The sequence below is a fragment of the Kiloniella sp. EL199 genome (assembly GCF_900313065.1).
In the GTDB taxonomy this organism is placed as follows: domain Bacteria; phylum Pseudomonadota; class Alphaproteobacteria; order Kiloniellales; family Kiloniellaceae; genus Kiloniella.
In genome coordinates this window covers 336,334-355,541 of sequence record NZ_OMPU01000008.1, presented here as the reverse complement: position 1 = coordinate 355,541, position 19,208 = coordinate 336,334, and the positions used below count along the sequence as shown (strand labels likewise).

20 protein-coding genes are annotated in these 19,208 nt (G+C 42.6%); 12 read left to right on the top strand and 8 right to left on the bottom strand.

Annotated features, from left to right (window positions below):
- Window positions 1-140 precede the first annotated feature (140 nt).
- The 6 genes from D9A03_RS08275 (at window position 141) to D9A03_RS08250 (ending at window position 5,507) form a co-directional block, all read left to right on the top strand.
- A complete protein-coding gene (locus D9A03_RS08275; protein ID WP_120496720.1) occupies window positions 141-1,157 on the top strand; it encodes a branched-chain amino acid ABC transporter permease in 1,017 nt (338 codons plus the stop codon).
- 4 nt (window positions 1,158-1,161) lie between these two features.
- Window positions 1,162-2,316 (top strand): branched-chain amino acid ABC transporter permease, encoded by a 1,155-nt coding sequence (locus tag D9A03_RS08270; RefSeq protein ID WP_120496719.1) that lies wholly within the window; start codon window positions 1,162-1,164, stop codon window positions 2,314-2,316.
- A gap of 12 nt (window positions 2,317-2,328) precedes the next feature.
- Entirely contained in the window at window positions 2,329-3,084 is a 756-nt protein-coding gene (locus D9A03_RS08265) for an ABC transporter ATP-binding protein (RefSeq protein ID WP_120496718.1), read from the top strand.
- On the top strand, window positions 3,081-3,824 hold the full coding sequence (locus tag D9A03_RS08260; RefSeq protein ID WP_120496717.1) for an ABC transporter ATP-binding protein: 744 nt from the start codon (window positions 3,081-3,083) through the stop codon (window positions 3,822-3,824). The genes D9A03_RS08265 and D9A03_RS08260 overlap by 4 nt, the downstream gene beginning before the upstream one ends.
- Before the next feature lie 189 nt (window positions 3,825-4,013).
- Entirely contained in the window at window positions 4,014-4,646 is a 633-nt protein-coding gene (locus tag D9A03_RS08255) for a LysE family translocator (protein WP_120496771.1), read from the top strand.
- Between the two features lie 84 nt (window positions 4,647-4,730).
- A complete protein-coding gene (locus D9A03_RS08250) occupies window positions 4,731-5,507 on the top strand; it encodes a TIGR02281 family clan AA aspartic protease (protein WP_120496716.1) in 777 nt (258 codons plus the stop codon).
- Window positions 5,508-5,533: 26 nt separating this feature from the next.
- Here the strand turns inward: D9A03_RS08250 and D9A03_RS08245 are convergent, their stop codons facing one another.
- A complete protein-coding gene (locus D9A03_RS08245) occupies window positions 5,534-6,109 on the bottom strand; it encodes a DUF2493 domain-containing protein (RefSeq protein WP_120496715.1) in 576 nt (191 codons plus the stop codon).
- Window positions 6,110-6,401: 292 nt separating this feature from the next.
- Between D9A03_RS08245 and D9A03_RS08240 the strand changes: the two genes are divergently transcribed.
- Window positions 6,402-7,175, top strand: a complete 774-nt coding sequence (locus tag D9A03_RS08240; protein ID WP_162938036.1) for an ABC transporter substrate-binding protein — start codon at window positions 6,402-6,404, stop codon at window positions 7,173-7,175.
- A 199-nt stretch (window positions 7,176-7,374) separates the two neighbouring features.
- A complete protein-coding gene (locus tag D9A03_RS08235) occupies window positions 7,375-7,779 on the top strand; it encodes a GFA family protein (RefSeq protein WP_120496713.1) in 405 nt (134 codons plus the stop codon).
- 78 nt (window positions 7,780-7,857) lie between these two features.
- On the opposite strand, the gene D9A03_RS08230 is transcribed toward D9A03_RS08235, so the two are convergent.
- The gene (locus tag D9A03_RS08230) at window positions 7,858-8,478 is read right to left on the bottom strand and encodes a TetR/AcrR family transcriptional regulator (protein ID WP_120496712.1); all 621 of its coding nucleotides are present in this window, start codon (window positions 8,476-8,478) and stop codon (window positions 7,858-7,860) included.
- Between the two features lie 69 nt (window positions 8,479-8,547).
- Between D9A03_RS08230 and D9A03_RS08225 the strand changes: the two genes are divergently transcribed.
- Entirely contained in the window at window positions 8,548-8,970 is a 423-nt protein-coding gene (locus D9A03_RS08225) for a VOC family protein (protein WP_120496711.1), read from the top strand.
- Between the two features lie 260 nt (window positions 8,971-9,230).
- Here D9A03_RS08225 and D9A03_RS08220 read toward each other — a convergent pair whose 3' ends face one another.
- From D9A03_RS08220 to D9A03_RS08200, 5 genes are all read right to left on the bottom strand, one after another.
- Complete coding sequence (locus D9A03_RS08220; RefSeq protein WP_120496710.1) at window positions 9,231-10,439, bottom strand: PLP-dependent aminotransferase family protein; 1,209 nt, start codon at window positions 10,437-10,439, stop codon at window positions 9,231-9,233.
- Window positions 10,440-10,739: 300 nt separating this feature from the next.
- Window positions 10,740-11,864, bottom strand: coding sequence for an ABC transporter ATP-binding protein (locus tag D9A03_RS08215; protein WP_120496709.1), 1,125 nt, complete (start codon window positions 11,862-11,864; stop codon window positions 10,740-10,742).
- A gap of 8 nt (window positions 11,865-11,872) precedes the next feature.
- Window positions 11,873-12,754, bottom strand: a complete 882-nt coding sequence (locus tag D9A03_RS08210) for a carbohydrate ABC transporter permease (protein WP_120496708.1) — start codon at window positions 12,752-12,754, stop codon at window positions 11,873-11,875.
- The gene (locus D9A03_RS08205) at window positions 12,747-13,646 is read right to left on the bottom strand and encodes a carbohydrate ABC transporter permease (RefSeq protein WP_120496707.1); all 900 of its coding nucleotides are present in this window, start codon (window positions 13,644-13,646) and stop codon (window positions 12,747-12,749) included. The genes D9A03_RS08210 and D9A03_RS08205 overlap by 8 nt, the downstream gene beginning before the upstream one ends.
- 84 nt (window positions 13,647-13,730) lie before the next feature.
- Entirely contained in the window at window positions 13,731-14,975 is a 1,245-nt protein-coding gene (locus D9A03_RS08200) for an ABC transporter substrate-binding protein (protein ID WP_120496706.1), read from the bottom strand.
- 250 nt (window positions 14,976-15,225) lie between these two features.
- On the opposite strand from D9A03_RS08200, the gene D9A03_RS08195 reads away from it, so the two are divergent.
- Window positions 15,226-16,278: a LacI family transcriptional regulator gene (locus tag D9A03_RS08195; protein ID WP_120496705.1), complete on the top strand. Its 1,053-nt coding sequence runs from the start codon at window positions 15,226-15,228 to the stop codon at window positions 16,276-16,278.
- The gene (locus tag D9A03_RS08190) at window positions 16,275-17,309 is read left to right on the top strand and encodes a hypothetical protein (RefSeq protein WP_120496704.1); all 1,035 of its coding nucleotides are present in this window, start codon (window positions 16,275-16,277) and stop codon (window positions 17,307-17,309) included. Before D9A03_RS08195 ends, D9A03_RS08190 begins: the two co-directional genes overlap by 4 nt.
- An 88-nt stretch (window positions 17,310-17,397) precedes the next feature.
- On the opposite strand, the gene D9A03_RS08185 is transcribed toward D9A03_RS08190, so the two are convergent.
- Window positions 17,398-17,667, bottom strand: coding sequence for a hypothetical protein (locus D9A03_RS08185; RefSeq protein ID WP_120496703.1), 270 nt, complete (start codon window positions 17,665-17,667; stop codon window positions 17,398-17,400).
- Window positions 17,668-18,044: 377 nt separating this feature from the next.
- Here D9A03_RS08185 and D9A03_RS08175 point away from each other — a divergent pair, with 377 nt between their 5' ends.
- Window positions 18,045-19,178 (top strand): M14-type cytosolic carboxypeptidase, encoded by a 1,134-nt coding sequence (locus tag D9A03_RS08175; protein WP_216825413.1) that lies wholly within the window; start codon window positions 18,045-18,047, stop codon window positions 19,176-19,178.
- Window positions 19,179-19,208: the final 30 nt, after the last annotated feature.

Below are 19,208 nucleotides of genomic sequence, written 5' to 3'. Positions count from 1 at the left end.
TACCCCGTTTTATGCTGGTCGCCCTTCAAAGGGCGGCCAGTTCTTTAAGGACCGTACTTCTGGTATTAAGCCAGAAAGAGTATTCTCTGAGGCCTTTCATGAAGCGCCCCAGAAAATAAAACAGCAGCGAAATTAGAACAATGGATGCATTTGTACTGCAAATCCTGAACGGCTTGGATAAAGGGGGATCATACGCCCTTATCGCCTTGGGATTAACACTCATCTTCGGCACACTCGGCGTCGTAAACTTTGCTCACGGAGCATTGTTTATGCTTGGTGCTTTTTGTGCCGTTACCCTTAAAAAAATTCTTACTATTTCCAAGCAGGTTAAAGATGAAAATATTACTTTCTTCGATGCCTACAAAGAAGTCCCTTACCTGGAACTATGGTGGGGTGAAACGGGTACGACGATAATTGATTTTGCGGTACCGCTATCAATTCTTCTGGCCATTCCCGTCATGCTTCTTGTTGGCTTGGCAATGGAACGTGGTCTAATTCGCTTTTTCTACAAACGGACACATGCCGAACAGATCCTGGTGACTTTTGGTCTGGCAATTGTGTTACAGGAAATTGTAAAAGCCTTCTTCGGCGCCAACCCCGTACCAATGCCGCCACCTGAGCTTCTGACAGGTTCTGCGGATGTTGGATCTTTCCTCGGTCTTGGTGATTCCGTTATCTACCCTTGGTGGCGTTTGGCTTACTTGGTATTCGCGGGGATCATTATTGCTGCTGTCTTCTGCTTCCTCCGGTTTACCACCTTCGGGATGGTGGTGCGTGCCGGTATGCAAGACCGCGAAACAGTTGGCCTTTTGGGTATTAATATCGAGCGTCGCTTTACCATCGTATTTGGTATCGCCGCAGTGGTGTCTGGCTTGGCCGGTGTTATGTATACACCGATTGTACCGCCTGATTACCATCTTGGTATGGACTTTCTGGTTCTTTCCTTCGTCGTTGTAGTCGTTGGTGGTATGGGATCTCTCGGTGGTGCTGTAACAGCTGGCTTCCTACTGGGAATTCTTCAGTCCTTTGCTTCTATGAACGAAGTGAAAGAAATTCTTCCAGGTATCGATCAAATTATTATTTTCCTTGTTGCGGTTGTCATTCTCTTGGTTCGTCCAAGAGGTTTGATGGGACGCAAAGGCGTGATGGAGTCCTAAAACAATGATTACTGCTACGCCTCGTAAAGACTTAATACTGATGGCTATTTTTACCATCGCAGTTCTAACAATGCCGATCTGGTTAGCACCAATTGGGGCAAGCTATCCTGATCTACTACAACGCTTTGCAATCTTTGGTATATTTGCCATCGGATTTAACATTCTTTTTGGCCTAACTGGCTATTTGTCCTTTGGTCATGCCGCCTTCTTGGGTGTGGGTTCTTACACAGCAGTTTGGTCCTTTAAACTTCTCAGTATGAGTGTGGTGCCTGCGATCATCTTTGGAGTGATTACCTCTGGTTTGTTTGCCGTTGTTATTGGTTACATCAGTTTGCGTCGTTCCGGGATTTACTTCTCAATCCTGACGCTTGCATTTGCGCAGATGTCTTACAATCTAGCCTATTCAGTTCTGACCCCAATTACCAATGGGGAAACCGGCCTGCAACTGGCCTTGGACGATCCCAGATCTCTGGATAACCTTGTCGGCGTCGCTGCAACAGAGGGTATTCCACCGACGAACTTTTTTGGAATAGAGATGAGTGGTTATTCCGGCTTCTACTTCTGCGCCGTTCTGATGATCATCGGTTTCTATATCTCTATGCGTATTTTTCGCTCGCCTTTCGGCATGATGCTAAAAGCAGTGAAATCAAACTCAAACCGCATGAGCTATACTGGTCTGAATATGCGGCCATATACGCTTACAGCCTTTGTTATCTCTGGCATGTATGCAGGGCTCGCAGGGTCTCTTATGGCTGTAACTGATCCACTGGCAGGTGCTGAGCGTATGCAATGGACTGCTTCTGGTGAGGTAGTGTTAATGACCATTCTTGGTGGTGTCGGTACCCTAATCGGCCCTGTAATCGGTGCTGGTGTGATCAAGTATTTTGAGAACATCTTCTCAGCGATTAACGAAAACGTTCTGCAAGGTATATTCAGCTTCTTGCCTGAGTTCCTTCAAGACGGTGTGGTTGCTGTTCTTGGTCTGTTTGTCGGCGAAGGCTGGCACCTGACCTTGGGCTTACTCTTTATGCTGATCGTGATCTTCCTGCCGGGTGGCTTGGTCGAAGGCTTTAGCAGGATTATTGACCGCATTAAAAACAGATCCAAAAATGGCGAAGCCGACCCAGTTGGTTCAGCCAAAGTTCAACCTGGTGAATAGAGAGATAAGATTATGGGTATTCTTGAAGTTCGCGATGTGAACAAGAGCTTTGGCGGTCTAAAGGCCCTCAATAAAGTCGAACTGGATGTGGAAGAAGGCTCCGTTCATGCCATTATTGGTCCAAATGGAGCGGGGAAATCCACTTTCCTTAACTGCTTGGTTGGTTTGCTTATTCCCGATAGCGGCAGCGTTAATTTTGACGGCAGTTCTCTTCTGGGGATCAAGCCGCACGAAATTAACCAGGCCGGTGTTTCCAGGGTGTTCCAGACCCCAGAGATTTTTGGCGATCTGACCCTGTTGGATAACGTGGTTATTCCTACCCTGGCTTCACGTGATGGCGCCTTTAAATTCAACGGTTGGAAGCGTGCAGATCAGGATAGCGAGATCATTGGTCGTGCAGAGCACATGCTCGAAGACGTTGGCTTGATCGATAAACGAAATATGACTGCTGGAAGCCTTTCACGTGGGGATAAACGCCGCCTCGAGTTGGCTATGTGCCTAGTCCAAAATCCCAAACTTCTTCTTTTGGATGAACCGACAGCGGGAATGTCCCGTGCGGACACCAACAATACGATTGATCTGCTCAAGCGTATTGGAGAACGTGGTATTACCAAGGTGATCATTGAGCACGACATGCACGTGGTCTTCTCTCTCGCAAATAAGGTGAGTGTGATGGCGCAAGGTACTGTTATTGCCGAAGGAACGCCGGAAGGGATCAAAGGTGATCCGCGCGTTCAGGAAGCTTATTTGGGAGGGGCGCATCTATGAGCCGCATGCAACCAATTAAAAGTGAAGGTACAGCGCCAGCTTACTTCTCTGCTTACGATCTCCACGCCTATTATGGTGAGAGTTATATCGTTCAGGGCGTTAGCTTTGATATTCGCGAAGGGGAGATCCTGGCACTACTCGGTCGTAATGGTGCGGGTAAAACCTCTACTCTTCGGGCAATCGCCCGGGCTGTTGACCCTGTTTTAACTCAAGGCGAAGTATGGTTAGACCATAAACCACTTCATCGCATGAAAGATTTTGAAGCCGCTCAAAACGGTGTTGCGCTTGTTCCGGAAGATCGTCGGATTATTCCGGGACTGACTGTTGAAGAAAATCTTCAACTTGCCCAGATTGCGGAACCTGTTGGCTGGTCGATTGAGCGACTTTATCAACATTTCCCTCGTTTGGCAGAGCGTCGTGACCAAGAAGGCATAACGATGTCCGGGGGTGAACAACAAATGTTGGCTGTGGCGCGCGCTCTTGCCCGGGATGTAAAGTTGTTACTGCTTGATGAACCCTATGAAGGTTTGGCTCCTGTGATCGTTCATGAGATTGAATCAATTCTGCAGGAAATCAAGACGCACGGTATTACAACAATTATTGTGGAACAGAATGCTATCGCAGCACTGCATCTGGCGGATAGGGCTATTATCCTGGATATGGGGCAGGTCGTTTTTGACGGCACTGCACAGGAAGTTCTGGATAATGAAGAGCTGCGTCAAGAATACTTGGCTATCTAATATCCGACCATCTAAGCGACTTGAAGAAGCGTAAGATTCATATAACTTAGAGGACAGCATTTTTAGCTGTCCTTTTTTATGATTGATTTTTGTGATCGGAAGGATCACGAATATTTATTCGTGCGTATGATCATTTTTAAGGTACAAGGTAAAATGAATTTATAGAAGTAATCGTTTCAGGAGATGGATGTGAACGAGCTGTTGGCCATTGCAAGTATTGTTGGGGTGATCATTATCGGAGCAATGACACCGGGACCAAGTTTTCTTGTCGTTGCCCAAATCTCTCTGGCCAATTCACGCTCTCATGGAATAGCGGCTTCTATCGGTATGGGGCTCGGGGCTTTGGTCTTTGCAGGTTTGGCTTTGCTTGGGTTACACCTTGTTTTCACGCAGGTTGTTTGGCTCTACGCAGCGTTTAAAATTTTTGGCGGTCTTTACTTGCTTTACCTCGGTATAAAGATTTGGCGGGGAGCCAAAAACAAGCTGATTACTAAAGAAGAGGGAGCAACACCGCAGGCCGTACAAAGCCTGACACGTTCCTTTTATATTGCCTTTATGACGCAGATTAGTAATCCCAAAGCTGCTCTTATTTATAGTGGAGTTTTTGCGGTGTTCATGCCGGCAGAAACTTCGATTTGGTTTCCCGCACTTTTATTGCCAGCCTTACTTTTTGTAGAGACTGGATGGTACGTTCTGGTGGCTTGTGCTCTTTCTGCCAAGGCATCGCGTCAGGTCTATCTTAAATCCAAAAGCTGGATTGATCGCATTGCCGGCGGCTTGATGGGCGCGTTGGGAATAAAGCTTCTGACATCAAATGCTTGAAGAAATACTTTAAAGCTTTTACGAAAATTCCTATTTGTGAAATGTTAGGCTTTAAGTGCAGATTGATACAGGGCGAAAAGAGACATGGTTGAGCGAAAACCTAACCCGTTTGACAAGAATTCAAATAATGGGGAAGGGGGTAAATCTTTAAGAGGTGGTATTTCAGGGTTTTGGCTTTTTGTCATTCTCATCGTTCTGACTGGCTTGGGGGTGTTTTTCTTGGCAGATCGCTTCCCCGGATCACTTAGCAGTGATGATGACCAGATAGATCTTGTTCGAAGTCTTGCTATTTTACTCCTTATTATGTCTTCGATACTTGGTATCGGGCGACTTCAAAAGTCTGATTTACCAAGACATTTGCGGGATATCGGACTCTGGGTGGTCATATTCATCGTTTTGTTTGTTGGCTATAGCTATCGCGATGTTTTCGAAAATGTCTGGAACCGTGTTTCGAACAATCTCGTTCCCGGCCAAGCTTATACAAATCAGGCTGGTGATCTTGAATTTACCCGCGCCAGCGATGGACATTTTTATATCGAGGCCTTTGTTGATAATAAACGTGTTAAATTTCTTGTTGATACAGGTGCAACTTCAATTGTTTTAAGTCCGGCAGATGCACAACGTCTGGGATTTGATTTTGATAAACTGACTTTTAACCGGATTTTTGAGACGGCAAACGGCACCGGGAGAGGGGCCTCGGCTCAGGTTTATCGGATGACATTGGGCGAGCGAGAGTTCCTAGACCTGCGCGTTTCTATTAATCAGGCCGAAATGTCCACATCATTATTAGGTATGGCGTTTCTGGAACGGTTCCCCAGTTTTGAATTCCGCGGGGACAAGCTTATTCTTCGCTCGCAATAAGACAGTTCAATATTTATCAGTTCGTTTTAAGCAAATTTACTATGGTAATCTTCCCGTACTGGTTTTAGCACTGTAATGGTGTCTTCTTCCAGAAAGCCTTGTTCGATTAGTCCGGTGATGGCTTCTTGCGGGATAACAGGGGCTTCAGTTTCAACAGTTTCCCATTCCCAGTGACTATGTTGGAAAACCAGACGGCCTTTACCGGACCAATAGTAATCCAGAATGGCTTTTTCTGCCTGTTCCATTTCTTTCCAATCAAAACCATATATCTGGTGATGAATTTTGATGCCGGATTTTGCTGATTCTCTTAGCATACAGCTGGCACCGGGGCTTTTTCCATCCCATAAAAGGATCAGTCCATCGGCATAGTTTGCCATTTCCCGATTTCTAAGTTCACCAGCTTCCCGACCATATTTAACCCAGTCGGCGTGAAGTACTTTTTTGGGAATGCCTTTCTTTTCAGCCCATTGTTCACCCAATGTATCGACCCCGCGACAGCCACCGGATACAATTTCTTCAATAGGCCAATCAACGCTCTCTACAAAACGTTCAAGAGCATCATAATCGTTAATGGTGCGCGACCCGGCAATAATAACTTTCATAATGAAACCTTTATCTGAAGAAGAGGGAGGCTAAGGCAGCAATTTTACCGATTAAAGCTATAAAATAAATGTGGAAAAATGCCGCAGATTTCGGGTGTAAATTTTAAGCGTAGCGTTGTTGGTGTACTGCAAAGCATAGATTATAAATAATAAGTGTAATTTGCTTTATGGGTTTTGCTTATTACGATAAAATTTCATTAATATCTATTACCTAATATACAGATGTGGTTACGTTTTCTGATACCATTTAAACAAGCATCTTATTAGTGGAGTGCATCGAATAAGAAGTCTATTGCCCGGTATCATCTGTATTTTTTTGTTTTGTCATACTTTTGCAGAGGCTTTTGCTGCAGATGAGAGATCTTCCCTGTCTGGAAAATATGTTTTTGCCATCGGTGCCGAAGACTATCCGCCCTATGAATATATCGAAGATGGTGAGTTAACAGGGTTCCATATTGAGCTTATTCAGGCTATTGCCGAGAAAAATAATCTGGCAATTACCTTTGAACGTTATCCTTTTAAGCGTGCACAACAGATGCTTAAAACCGGTAAAGTTGATGCCTTTACTTACTATGGGTGGACGGCTGAGCGCGAGAAGGATACCCGCTATTTAGAAGGAAATATCCTTCACAGAGCAAAAATTGTTTATGTCGTCCAGAAATCACGAGTAGATGAAATCGTTTTTAATGGTGATCTCGAATTGCTGAGGGATTATCGTATCGTGACTCAAGCGGGTTTTTCCTATGGATATGAATTTGATAATGCTGATTACCTCAAAAAGTACGCTGCACCGACACTTGAAAGATTAAAAGACCTGTTATTGGCTGGTCGTGGTGACCTCGGCATTGTTTATCTAAGTGATTTTTATTCTGCCTATAAAGACACAGAAATCCTGAATAAATTTACCATCATTGATCCGCCAGTATTGGAACGCCCGATGTACATCGGATTTTCGAAAAAAGCCGAGAAAGATAACATCAGCACTTTTTTTGCAAAAAAAATGGAAGAGTATAAAGCCACAGAAGAATACAAAACTTTGTACGTGAAATATTTCTCTGAAGAATGATGACCTAGTTTCTAAGTTTTATCTGGTTTCATGGTTTCACAACAACATCAATAATTTTCCATAATATAGATTATGCGAATTGTTGGTGTAGATAATTATTACTGATGCCCTATCAAATTTGAGTCTAATTTTTCTATCAAATAAATTTTGTTCATGCTATGTTCTGATTTCTTGTTGGATTTATAAGAAAGCAAATCAGATGATTAAAGGAAGCTGTCTCTGTGGTGCTGTGAAATTTGAAATTTCCGGAGAACCTTCGTCGTTAAGCTATTGTCATTGTTCCCGATGCCGTAAGGCTGCGGGAATTTTTTCTGCTGTGTTAATTGGTAAGGCGGATGATTTAAAAGTAGTTGCTGGGCAAGAAAAAATTGCAAAGGTCCCAACTGGCCCAGAATGGAAACTGGAACGGTGCTTTTGCAAAGAATGTGGAACTTCATTGGGGGATATGGTTGCTGGCGACATATATGTTGTTGCGGCCTCTGCTTTGGATGATGACCCTGGAATACGGCCAACGGTTCATATACATACCGGATCAAAGCCTGACTGGTATCAGATCGATGATAAGTTGCAGAAATTTGTTGGCGATTACGTTTCCGAAGAATGAAATAATATTGCGTAAGGTGAACTTAGATCATGTTCAGTCTATTTTCTCTTTTATGGAAGAGCCGGATAAGTGCAAGCTCTAGCCTTGGTTGTCTTCATCTGACGTGAGAAGCAAGCCAGACAATAGTCCTAAGATTAGCTTTGTGTGATATTTGTATTGGTCACTGCTCCCACCCAAGGAAATAGCAAGAGCGCCACGGTCAAACATTGCGGAGAACAGATCAGCAAGAATTGTGATATCAACGTCAGGATTTTTGTCGCCAAATAGATGTTCAAGTCCCTGCCTAAGTTCCTCTCCCCCTGTTTCTTGTCCTATCTCTCTTATCTCGTCAAAACCCAGTGCTGCTGGTCCGTCAATCAGCAACATCTTGGCGCGTCCGGGAACTGAGATTGCATCAAAGTAAGCGTCTGAACCAGCAGAGAGCGCGCCCATGGGCTCCATGTCAGTTGAGGTCCTCATTTCAATTTCTTCTGCGACAGCAAGGGCCTCCTTGTATAGCACAGCACGGAATAACTCTGCTTTATCTTTGTAGTGATGATAGAGCGCTCCGCGTGTAACACCTGCCTCATTCACAATGTCGGGCGTGCTTGTTGCCGCATAGCCATGCCTTATAAAAAGCTGCCTAGCAGCAGTTATTAGAGCCTGCTGGGTATCTTTAGTTCTATCGGCATTCGATTTTCGTTTATTTTTAACTTGCATACATACAGCCTGTTTGTTAATTAATACATACATACAAATTGTATGTGAAAGTTGTACGGAGATAAACCCATGAAATGCACTCAATTCTATCCAGTGATTATGACCGACAAAGTTGCCGAAACAGCTACATTCTATCAAACGTACTTTAAATTCGCCTCCAAATTTGAAAGTGACTGGTATATTCACCTACAATCTACGGAAGATGAGAAGGTAAATATTGCTGTCCTGCAAGGTGATCATGAAACGGTTCCTGAACCAGCAAGAGGTAAAATCAGTGGCCTTCTTTTGAATTTTGAGGTCGATGATGTGGACGCTGAATATGAGCGCGCTCAAAAGAACGGTCTATCCATTCACCTACCGATCAAAAATGAAGCATTCGGGCAACGCCACTTTATTACGTCTGATCCAAATGGAGTTCTCATCGACGTAATCAAAATCATACCGCCAAGCGAAGAGTTCCTTAAACAATATGTCGATGGCGCGCTCGCGTGATTTAAATTGTATTATCTTGGCTGCTGAGTAAAGTTCAGCAGCCAAGATAATTTGAACTTATTGAAGGTCATATATGTAATGGCAAAGAAATGTACACGTAAAATTCACGTAACCGTAAATCAGAGAGGCCGCCGATCTGCCTTGCCATCAAAACGGATAATCATGTTCTATTGCAAGAGAAGCACCACCTTTAATTCTCTTCTTTGAAAAGAGTGTGGTGTCAGATCAAGTCAGAACTAATTCATAATAGCGATTTTACGTCATGCAGACTTCAACAAAAGGCCCAATCTGCGAATACCTTCATTGATTGTTTCTTCGTTGGCTTGAGAGAAGCTTAACCGCATTGTGTTACGATTTGATCCATCTGCATAAAATGCATGCCCGGGAACAAAGGCAACCCGCTGTGTTTCTATCGATTTTGCCAAGAGATCGGCCCCATCCAGATGTTTGGGGAGCGTCAACCAGATAAACATGCCGCCTTCGGGCTTTGTCCAACTTACACCCTCTGGCATGTGCTCTTCCAGTGCCGCAAGCATACAGTCGCGTCTGGTCGAATAAGCAGTGAAGATTTTGGCAACCTGTTTGTCAAAACCTTTGGAGGCAACTTCGTGAATAGCGATCTGGTTGATGGTTGAGCTATGTAGATCTGCCGCCTGTTTCATTAAAACAAGCTTGCTAATAACTGATTGAGCGGCGCAAACCCACCCTACTCTTAAGCCCGGAGCAAGTGTTTTAGAGAAACTGCCACAATAGAGTGTCCGGGTTTTGTCAATATGTCCCTTGCGTTGAATATCAAGTGCCAGGATCGGTGGAATTGCTTCGCCATCATAGCGAAGTGATTGATAGGCTGCATCTTCGATAACTGGAATATTAAGTTCTTCAGCCAGATCCAGCAATTTTTCACGACCGGGACGGTCAAGGGTTTCTCCGGTTGGATTTGCGAAATCTACAGACATATAGGCGAATTTTACTTCGCTGTTCTTTTCTGCGGCGGCTTCCCGGTACTCTTTTGCAGAACGGTTACCATTTGCAATCAAACGGTCGTAATTGGGCTCATAAGCATTAAAAGCCCCGAGAGCCCCCATATAGGTTGGCCAGGTTACAAGGGCTGTATCATTTGGAGATAGTAATAGCTTGCCCAAATAATCCAGAGCCTGTTGAGACCCGGATGTGATCAGAATGTTATCTATGCTACAGGGAATACCCAGACCTTCCATCTGTTTGGCAATCCACTGACGCAGAGGGGCATAGCCTTCGCTTACGGAATACTGCAATGCAGTGGTCTGTTTATCCCCTGTCAGGGTATTGGCAAAGGCCTGTTGGAATTCTTGTGTCGGGAAAAGTGCGGGATCAGGAATGCCGCCAGCAAATGATATAATATCCGGTTGATCCAAAAGCTTGAGCAGTTCTCGAATTTCGGATGCCTTCATCCGCGAAGACCGCGTGGCAAATACTCTTTCCCAATCCATATACCGTCACTCCTGTAGAATAAGAAGTTACCAGTACTTCAGTAAACTTGATCATGTCAATAATGATAAATTACTTATAGCTTGTTCCTGTGATATGAAATCATAAACAAAGCCTGGAAACAAAGGTAATGATAATACCAGATAGGATAGGACCTGATTTCGCGATAGAAAGTTTCACTGCAATTAGGCTGTAAAAAATTCAGATTACCCCAAATTCAATTTACAAGAATAATTTGATGCCTCTAATCATCGCGTTATACATTCAATCATTCCTGTTGTGATCATTGTTTACCTTTGGTTTTAATTAATTCGTTCTTCTGTTTGAGGATCAAAAATTACTACTCGATCCATATTGAGAGCAAAAACAGCTTTTTCACCTGGTGTCACTATTACATCGGCCCGCATTCGGGCCACGGCTTCCTGACCACCAAGACGGCTGATAACATATGTATCAGAGCCTGCAGGTTCAGTCACCTCAACAGTATTATCAATTAGTTCAATAATTTGTGCAGCTTTATCAGCACCATCAGGATCTGTGATAGCCTCTGGACGGATACCTAGCAGTACTTTCCTGTCTTTGAAGTTTTGAAGGTTAATTCTTGTGCCGGGAGCAAATTTCAACACTTTTGTTTCTGCACCCGCACCGATTGAAATTTCTACACCAACAAGATTGCTTTCAATTTCTCTGATAATTGCAGGAAATATGTTCATGGAAGGCGATCCCATAAAACTGGCAACAAATATGTTTGCAGGATTATCGTATATTTCTTTGGGTGTTCCCAATTGCTGGATATGCCCGCCATTCATTACCGCAATCCTGGTAGATAGTGTCATGGCTTCTATCTGATCATGAGTTACATAAACAATAGTAGAGCCTAAATCCTGATGTAACTTTTTAATTTCAGTACGCATATCTACCCGGAGTTTTGCGTCCAGATTTGAAAGTGGTTCATCAAATAAAAAGACATCAGGGTTTCTAACAAGGGCACGCCCCATGGCTACTCTCTGACGTTGCCCCCCCGACAACTGCGAAGGTTTTCGATCCAGAAGTGGTTCAATTTGCAACATTCCGGAAACATCTTGCACAGCCTTTAAACGTTCGGCCTTGGGTACTCCGTGCATTTCCAGTCCAAAAGCAATATTATCAGCCACTGTCATATTTGGGTAAAGCGCATACGATTGAAAAACCATGGCAATGTTACGTTTGGAAGGATGAACACCATTCATTTCTTGCCCTTTTATCGTCATAGAGCCTGATGTTATTTCTTCCAAGCCTGCAATCATGTTCAACAAAGTTGATTTACCGCAACCAGACGGTCCTACGAGCACCAGAAATTCACCTTCTTCAACAGCGATATTGATGTCATGAAGTACAGTTAGCTTTTCGTATGATTTGCTGACATTTTTGATATCAAGAAACGCCATAATATGAATTATCCTTTTACTGAACCGGCCATAAGGCCACGTACAAAGTAACGACCTGCGAGTACATAAACCAGAAGTGTTGGTAATGCGGCAATGATGGCACCGGCAAAATGTACGTTGTATTCTTTGACGCCTGTAGATGATGAAACCAGATTATTAAGTGCAACGGTCATTGGTTGACTGTCAAAATCTGTAAAAGAAGCCCCGAACAGAAAATCGTTCCAGATATTCGTAAATTGCCAAATGACACAAACTACAATAATTGGCCCTGAAACGGGCAACATGATCCGATAGAAAATTCGAAAGAAACCGGCACCATCAATTTGCGCTGCCATAATCAATTCATTTGGAATTGCCTTATAATAATTACGAAAATAAAGAGTAGTAAAACCTATTCCATAAACGATATGAACGAAGATCAGACCACTTGTCGATCCCGCCAGACCTGTTATCCCCAGAATTCGCGCCATGGGTATCAAGACAATTTGAAAAGGGATAAAGCAGGAAAACAACATTAACCCGAATAAAATTGTGTCACCTTTAAAACGCCATTTTGTTAAAATGTATCCATTAAAGGCGCCAAGAAGAGTCGATATTATCACAGCAGGTATAACGACTTTGATAGAGTTCCAAAAATATGGCGCAAGTCCTGTTGGTTCGATACCAACTTGTGCTGTTGACCATGCCTTCAACCATGGCTCAATTGTCCAACGATCTGGAAATGCAACCATATTTCCACTTAAGATTTCGTCAAGTGGTTTGACCGAATTTAAAACCATTATTCCGAATGGCAACAGATAATAAAGAGCAAAAAGAAAAAGGAAAAGATAGATCAGTGCTCTTGTAATGCGCCCGGTATTTATGGCTGTATCCTGTGTAATACTAGCCATTTTTATTTTCCTTTAATTCTGCATAGAGGTAGGGAACAATAACGCTTGCAATTGTAAGCAGCATAATGACGGCTGAGCTGGCACCAATACCCATTTGGTTTCGGGCAAATGTATAAGAGTACATGAAAGTTGACGGGACTTCGGTTGCCCGTCCCGGCCCTCCATTGGTCAGGGCGACAATAAGATCGTAAGATTTAATGGCAAGATGGCTGAGAATAACAAAAGCTGATAAAAATGCCGGACGTAACTGAGGGATTATGATACGTCTGTAAAGATTGAAATTAGACGCTCCGTCAATCTGCGCAGCTTTTAATAACTGATTGTCAATTCCACGAAGGCCAGCCAAAAACATGGACATTACAAAGCCTGATGTTTGCCATACAGCCGCGATAACAACGGTATAGATCGCCATATTTCGATCTTTGATCCAATTGAATTCGAAACTTTCCCATCCTAGTTGATGCATTGTGTGCTCAAGGCCGATACCAGGATCAAGAAACCACTTCCATGCTGTACCGGTTACAATAAATGATAAAGCCATCGGGTACAGATAAATTGGCCTTAAGAAACCCTCTCCCCGGATTTTTTGATCCAGAAAGATGGCCAGACTAAGCCCGATACAGGTGCAAATAACTATGTATAATGCACCAAATATGAAGAGGTTTGTTAACGCAATAGACCAGTGTCTCAGCCCAAATAACTTTATATAATTGCTAAAGCCAACAAAATCATAACTAGGTAAAATTCTGGAATCTGTAAAAGACAGTGCCGCTGAAAACAGAATAAAGCCATAAACAAAGATCAATATCAAAAACAGACTTGGTGACAAGACAATTTTTGGTAGAATATTCTGCACACGACTAGTCATATCCGGTTTTGAATAGGAAGACATAATCTTTGATCTTTCTTAGCAGGCGTAAAAATCACAGAAAAGCGCACTACATTCTGTTTCAGATGTAGTGCGCCTGCATTTCATTTACTTGGCGATTGCAATAGCATCGACAAGTTCTGCAACAGCTGTTTCACTATCAAATTCACCGTTAAAATGCGCAGTGATGACATCGTAAAATGCATTTTTTATTGCTGCAGGTGCAGAATGCCCATGGGCCATAGACCCATAAAGTTTCCCGTTGTCGTTTGCTTCAACAAGATCTTTCATTCCTTTTTTACCACATTCATCAAATGCAGCATCAGAAACATCTGTTCTAGCCGGTACAGAACCTTTAACTACATTAAATGCAGATTGGAATTCCGGGGCCAGGATTGATTTTGCTAATTGCGCTTGCGATTCAGTTTGATTGCCATCTACATTAAACATAGCAAACTGGTCGGAGTTAAAAGTAACATAACCTTGGGTACCTGGAACACGCAGACAAAGAAAATCGGCTCCCGGCTTTTTATTTGCTCTCAAAAATTCGCCTTTAGCCCAATCCCCCATAATTTGAAATGCAGCTTCGCCGTTGATAACCATAGCTGAAGCCAGGTTCCAGTCTCGACCAGAGAAATTATCATCAACATAACCACGGAGAACTTCCATGCGTTCAAATACGGTTTTCATAGTATCTGAACCTAAAGTCTCTTCATCCAGATCAATAAAAGCTTTTTTGTAAAAATCGCCACCACCCGTTAACAAGGCGATAGATTCAAACACTGTAGCGTCTTGCCAAGGTTGACCACCATGAGCCAAAGCAACCTTACCACTGGCCTTTACTTTATCCATTGCGCTAACCAAATCATCCCAGGAGTTCGGTTCACTTATATTCAATTCATCAAGAATGGCCTTATTACTCCAAATCCAGTTTGTTGAATGAACATTTACCGGGGCGGCAATCCACTTGCCCTCATGTTTGGAGAACTTTTGCAGGGCAGTTGGAATGACGGCATCCCAATTACCTTCTTTTGCAACAGCATTCAGGTCTGTTAATGCGCCTTGTTGCGCCCAGTCAAGTATGTCAAAGCCTAACATTTGAACTGCTGTTGGCGGGTTACCTGCTGCAACTCGGGCTCGAAGCACAGTCATTGCCGCAGTCCCACTTCCACCAGCTACAGGCATATCGTTCCAACTAACACCTTTGCTACTCAAATCATCTTTCAAGACATTTAACGCACCGGCTTCCCCACCGGAAGTCCACCAGTGCAGAACTTCTACACTCTGATCTGCATGAGTTTGAAAAGATAAAAGAGTAGTAAAAACAGTTCCCAACATTAATCTCTTAAGCATTTGAGGCCTCCAATGGTATTATTATTTATATAGTTTGGTATTTTTAATTGCGAATAATTATAACGTTATAAATTAAGCATCTGTCAATGGGTAATATTTTTCTGAATTTATGTAATTGATATTAAGTTGTTTTTTAGATTCAGTGATACGTTTACCCATTCCAATGTAAAATCTGTTTGTAATTTTGCAACGTTATAATTATAATTTTTTTTTGCAGGATAATGTTCCTACAGTACTAAAGGCAGTAAAAATGAGTGCTGAAAAAAAAACAAATAAAGTCTCACATATCAAAACTACCCAAAAACCTACATTACGTTCTATAGCTGAAAGTATGGGACTGGCTTTAACTACTGTTTCACGAGCACTTAAAAATGACCCCGCGATTGCTCAAGCAACACGCGAACGCGTTCAGAGTGTCGCACAATCAGTGGGGTACACGCCTGATCGTGCTGCACAAAAATTGAGAACAGGCAAAACCAATGTTATAAGCCTGGTTTTGAATCCCCACGAAGAGATTCTTGGCTTCGGTAGTTCACTCATATCAGGTTTAACACATTCACTGCGCGGTACAGACTATCATCTCAATGTAATGCCGCAATTTCACGGCACACCAACTCTTGAACCAATTAATTACATACTGAGAAACAAAACAGCAGATGCGATCGTTTTTTCGCGAACAAAACCTTTTGATGAACGAGTTAGCCTCCTATTGGAAAGTGACTTTCCATTTATCTGTCACGGGCGGACAACTCTGAGCACTCCTCACCCTTATGTCGACTATGATAATTTCAATTTTGGGTACCACGCTGCGAAGCGGCTCGTAGAAAAAGGTCGGGAAAATATTGTTTTTTTTCCTGCAAATCCAAGTTTCACATTTAGCCAGCATTTACAACATGGCTTTATGACTGCAATTCAAGAATCTGGTGTCAGGTTTCAAATACCTACTAATCTAAGCATTTACAGCCCGGCAAATGACATAAAAAATTACTGTTATAATGCAGCTAAGAGCACGGCTGCACCCGACGGATATGTTTGCGGTGGCGAGGTTTCTGCGCTTGCTTCGTTGGCTGGTTTAACGGATGCCGGATTAAAAATTGGCGAAGATGTTGATATTATTGGTAAACAAACATCACCTCTACTTGATCAAATCAGGCCAAAAATTGAAACAATATACGAGGACCTTTCTGCAGCGGGTCACATGTTGGGAACTCTTCTACAAAGACGATTACAGAATGAAGATATTAATAAACTCAATTATCTTCAGGAAACAATTCTTATGTTCGATAAAAAGCTGAACAAATGAGAAGTACAGAAAAAAAGCAAAATTCTATTTTATTGCAGACATCCAAAATCAGTCTGGAAATACAGCCTCTGGGCGCAATGATTGGGCCTGCCAGATTTATACTTCCTGGCGGAAAGGATATTAATCCATTCTTTGTCGCCCCCTGGTGCGATGATAATGACAACCCATGTTATGCTTCACTCCCTCCCCTGTTAAAAAAGTTACGTGGAGAATGGCCTTGTGTTCCTTTTGGAAGAACCATAAGACCAGAAGGTTTGAAAGATGAATGGAAGATTAAGACTTCAGTAGAAAGTATTTCTGGTGAAACCAATCCACATGGAATTTCTTCGAATTCTGAATGGGATCTGGAAAAACAAAATGATAATTCTTTAATTTGCAGGCTTAAATACCCAGAAGATCACCCTGTTGAATGGCTGGAAAGAAGAGTAGTTCTTTCCGAAAAACGGCCAAAAATCTATCTTTCGTTAACCATTCATGCACGACAAAACGCATTCCTTCCAATTGGATTACATCCCGTTTTTTCTCTTCCCATAACACCTGCTGCAGCTCAAATATCTGTATGCAAAAATGCACGTGCGTGGACATTTCCTGTTGATATTCAATCTGATCGAAGCTGGTTTCAGGCTGATCAAAGAAATATCAAGCTTGATGAACTTGTAAATCGAAATGGAGAAACCGATAGTATTAATTATCTTCCATTTATTGAACCTTCAGAGGATTTGGTTTTGTTATCGGGAACAGAGGGCAAAGTGAAACTTGATCATACAGAGGAAGGCTACAGCACACTGCTACAATGGGATGCCGAAATTTTACCGTCCTGTCTTTTATGGATATCCTGTGGAGGGCGTGATTATTATCCCTGGAATGGTCGGGTCAGAGCTATTGGAATAGAGCCGATTGCGGCTCCTTTTGATCTTGGTATAACACAGTCTGATGACCCATTGTCGACAGCTGGCATTTCCACCGGTATTCAATTAGACCCGACAAATCCATTAACGATCAATTACTCTGTTTCACTTCAAGAAATATAAAGAACACAGATGTTAAAAACAAAACAGGGAATAACGACTTATTATTCCCTGTTTTCTATGTAAGAACTAAACTTTGGAAAATTTTTATTTACAGTGTTGCCGGAAAATCCTTGAGAGGATCGCCAAACTTGTGTTCAGTCCACTTGACCATCAAAAAACCGCTAACAGCGATAATAGCAGCTATAAGAGCTGACAGCATAAGTGGTTCCAGTAATAACTGACTATTTCTCCCAAGAATGGGGAGAAGCGTTGCAAATGCACTAGCAGCAAAAATTGTAGCCAGCAGTGTTCCAATTCGACTTAGAAGCCAACCAGAAGACTTGAGTATCACTGGTAAATAGGTGGGCTTTTTACGCATGATACAACTACCTTTCTCTGTAGTTTGGAACATCACATTACCTGTTGTTGGAACAAATTTCAATCCGGTGCGCAATTTTGCCACAGGCAAATCAGGTTGAAGATAATCATTTTCAAGAAGCCCAATAGTGGAAAATCAAATCGGGAAATTCTTTTTTTTCATCTATTTCAAATCTGTAATCAGTAATTTTTTTCATTCCAGGGTGCAGAAACAGCGTTTAAATTTAAAGAAAATAATTTTTTGTTACAAAGATTATTGTCAGATTTTTAATCAGGAGAAAGATTTCTTGAACAGGACGACACAAGACTTGCTGCCTGTTACTTATCAGGTATTCTGATGTTTAAATATATAAGGATAATTAAGCGAGTAATATTCTAATGATCCGTATTTCAAGCAATTTTGATGCAGGCAACATTCGCTGCCTATCTTCTGATAATCCTTCTAATATTCAGTTAGAAATCGAATCAGACACGAATTCCCATTTTTATCAATGGTTTTACTTTCGTCTTAGTGGCGCTCAGGATCAGATCTGCACGTTGAAGATTCTCAATGCTGGCGGTGCTGCGTATCCTGGTGGGTGGGAAAACTATCAGGCAGTTGCTTCCTATGACCGTGAAACGTGGTTCCGCGTACCGACCACGTCTTATGACGGTGAAGTACTAACAATTGAATTTACACCAGGATATAACTCAGTCTATTTCGCTTATTTTGCCCCCTACTCTATGGAACGACACGCAGATCTCATTGCAGAAGCTCAACATGGGCAAGGAGTTACTCTTGATGTCTTGGGACAGACTATTGACGGGCAGGATATCGATCTGTTGACTATTGGCGAAGCTGACAAAAACAAAAAATCATGCTGGATTATTGGAAGACAACACCCCGGCGAAAGCATGACAGAATTCTGGATGGAAGGCTTTTTGGGACGCCTGCTGGATGAGAACGATGCTATCGCACGAGAACTGTTAAAAAAGGCTGTTTTTTATGTTGTCCCGAATATGAACCCGGATGGTAGCCGACGAGGGAATCTTCGGGTTAATGCCGTTGGTTCTAATTTGAATCGTGAATGGCAGGCACCTTCATTGGAAAAAAGTCCCGAAGTTTATTATGTTCGTCAGAAAATGATGGAAACTGGTGTGGATCTTATGTTTGATATTCACGGTGATGAAGCTATCCCGCATAACTTCATCGCGGGAACCCACGGCATTCCGTCTTTTGATGATCGATTATTAAATTTACTGGATCGCTTCCAAACCTATTACATGGAAGCCAGCCCCGATTTTCAAATCACTCATGGGTACCCGCAGAATGAACCGGGGAAAGCCAATCTTACGATTTGTAGTAACAATACGGCTGAGACGCACGATTGCCTGTCAATGACACTTGAAATGCCTTTTAAAGATACAGCTGATGCACCAAATGAGTTTGAAGGATGGTCGCCAGACCGATCCGAAAAACTGGGCGCCAGCAGTTTGGACCCTATTTACCGGATAATTGATGACCTTAGATAGAACCAACAAGTAAGATAAAGCGCTGGGTTT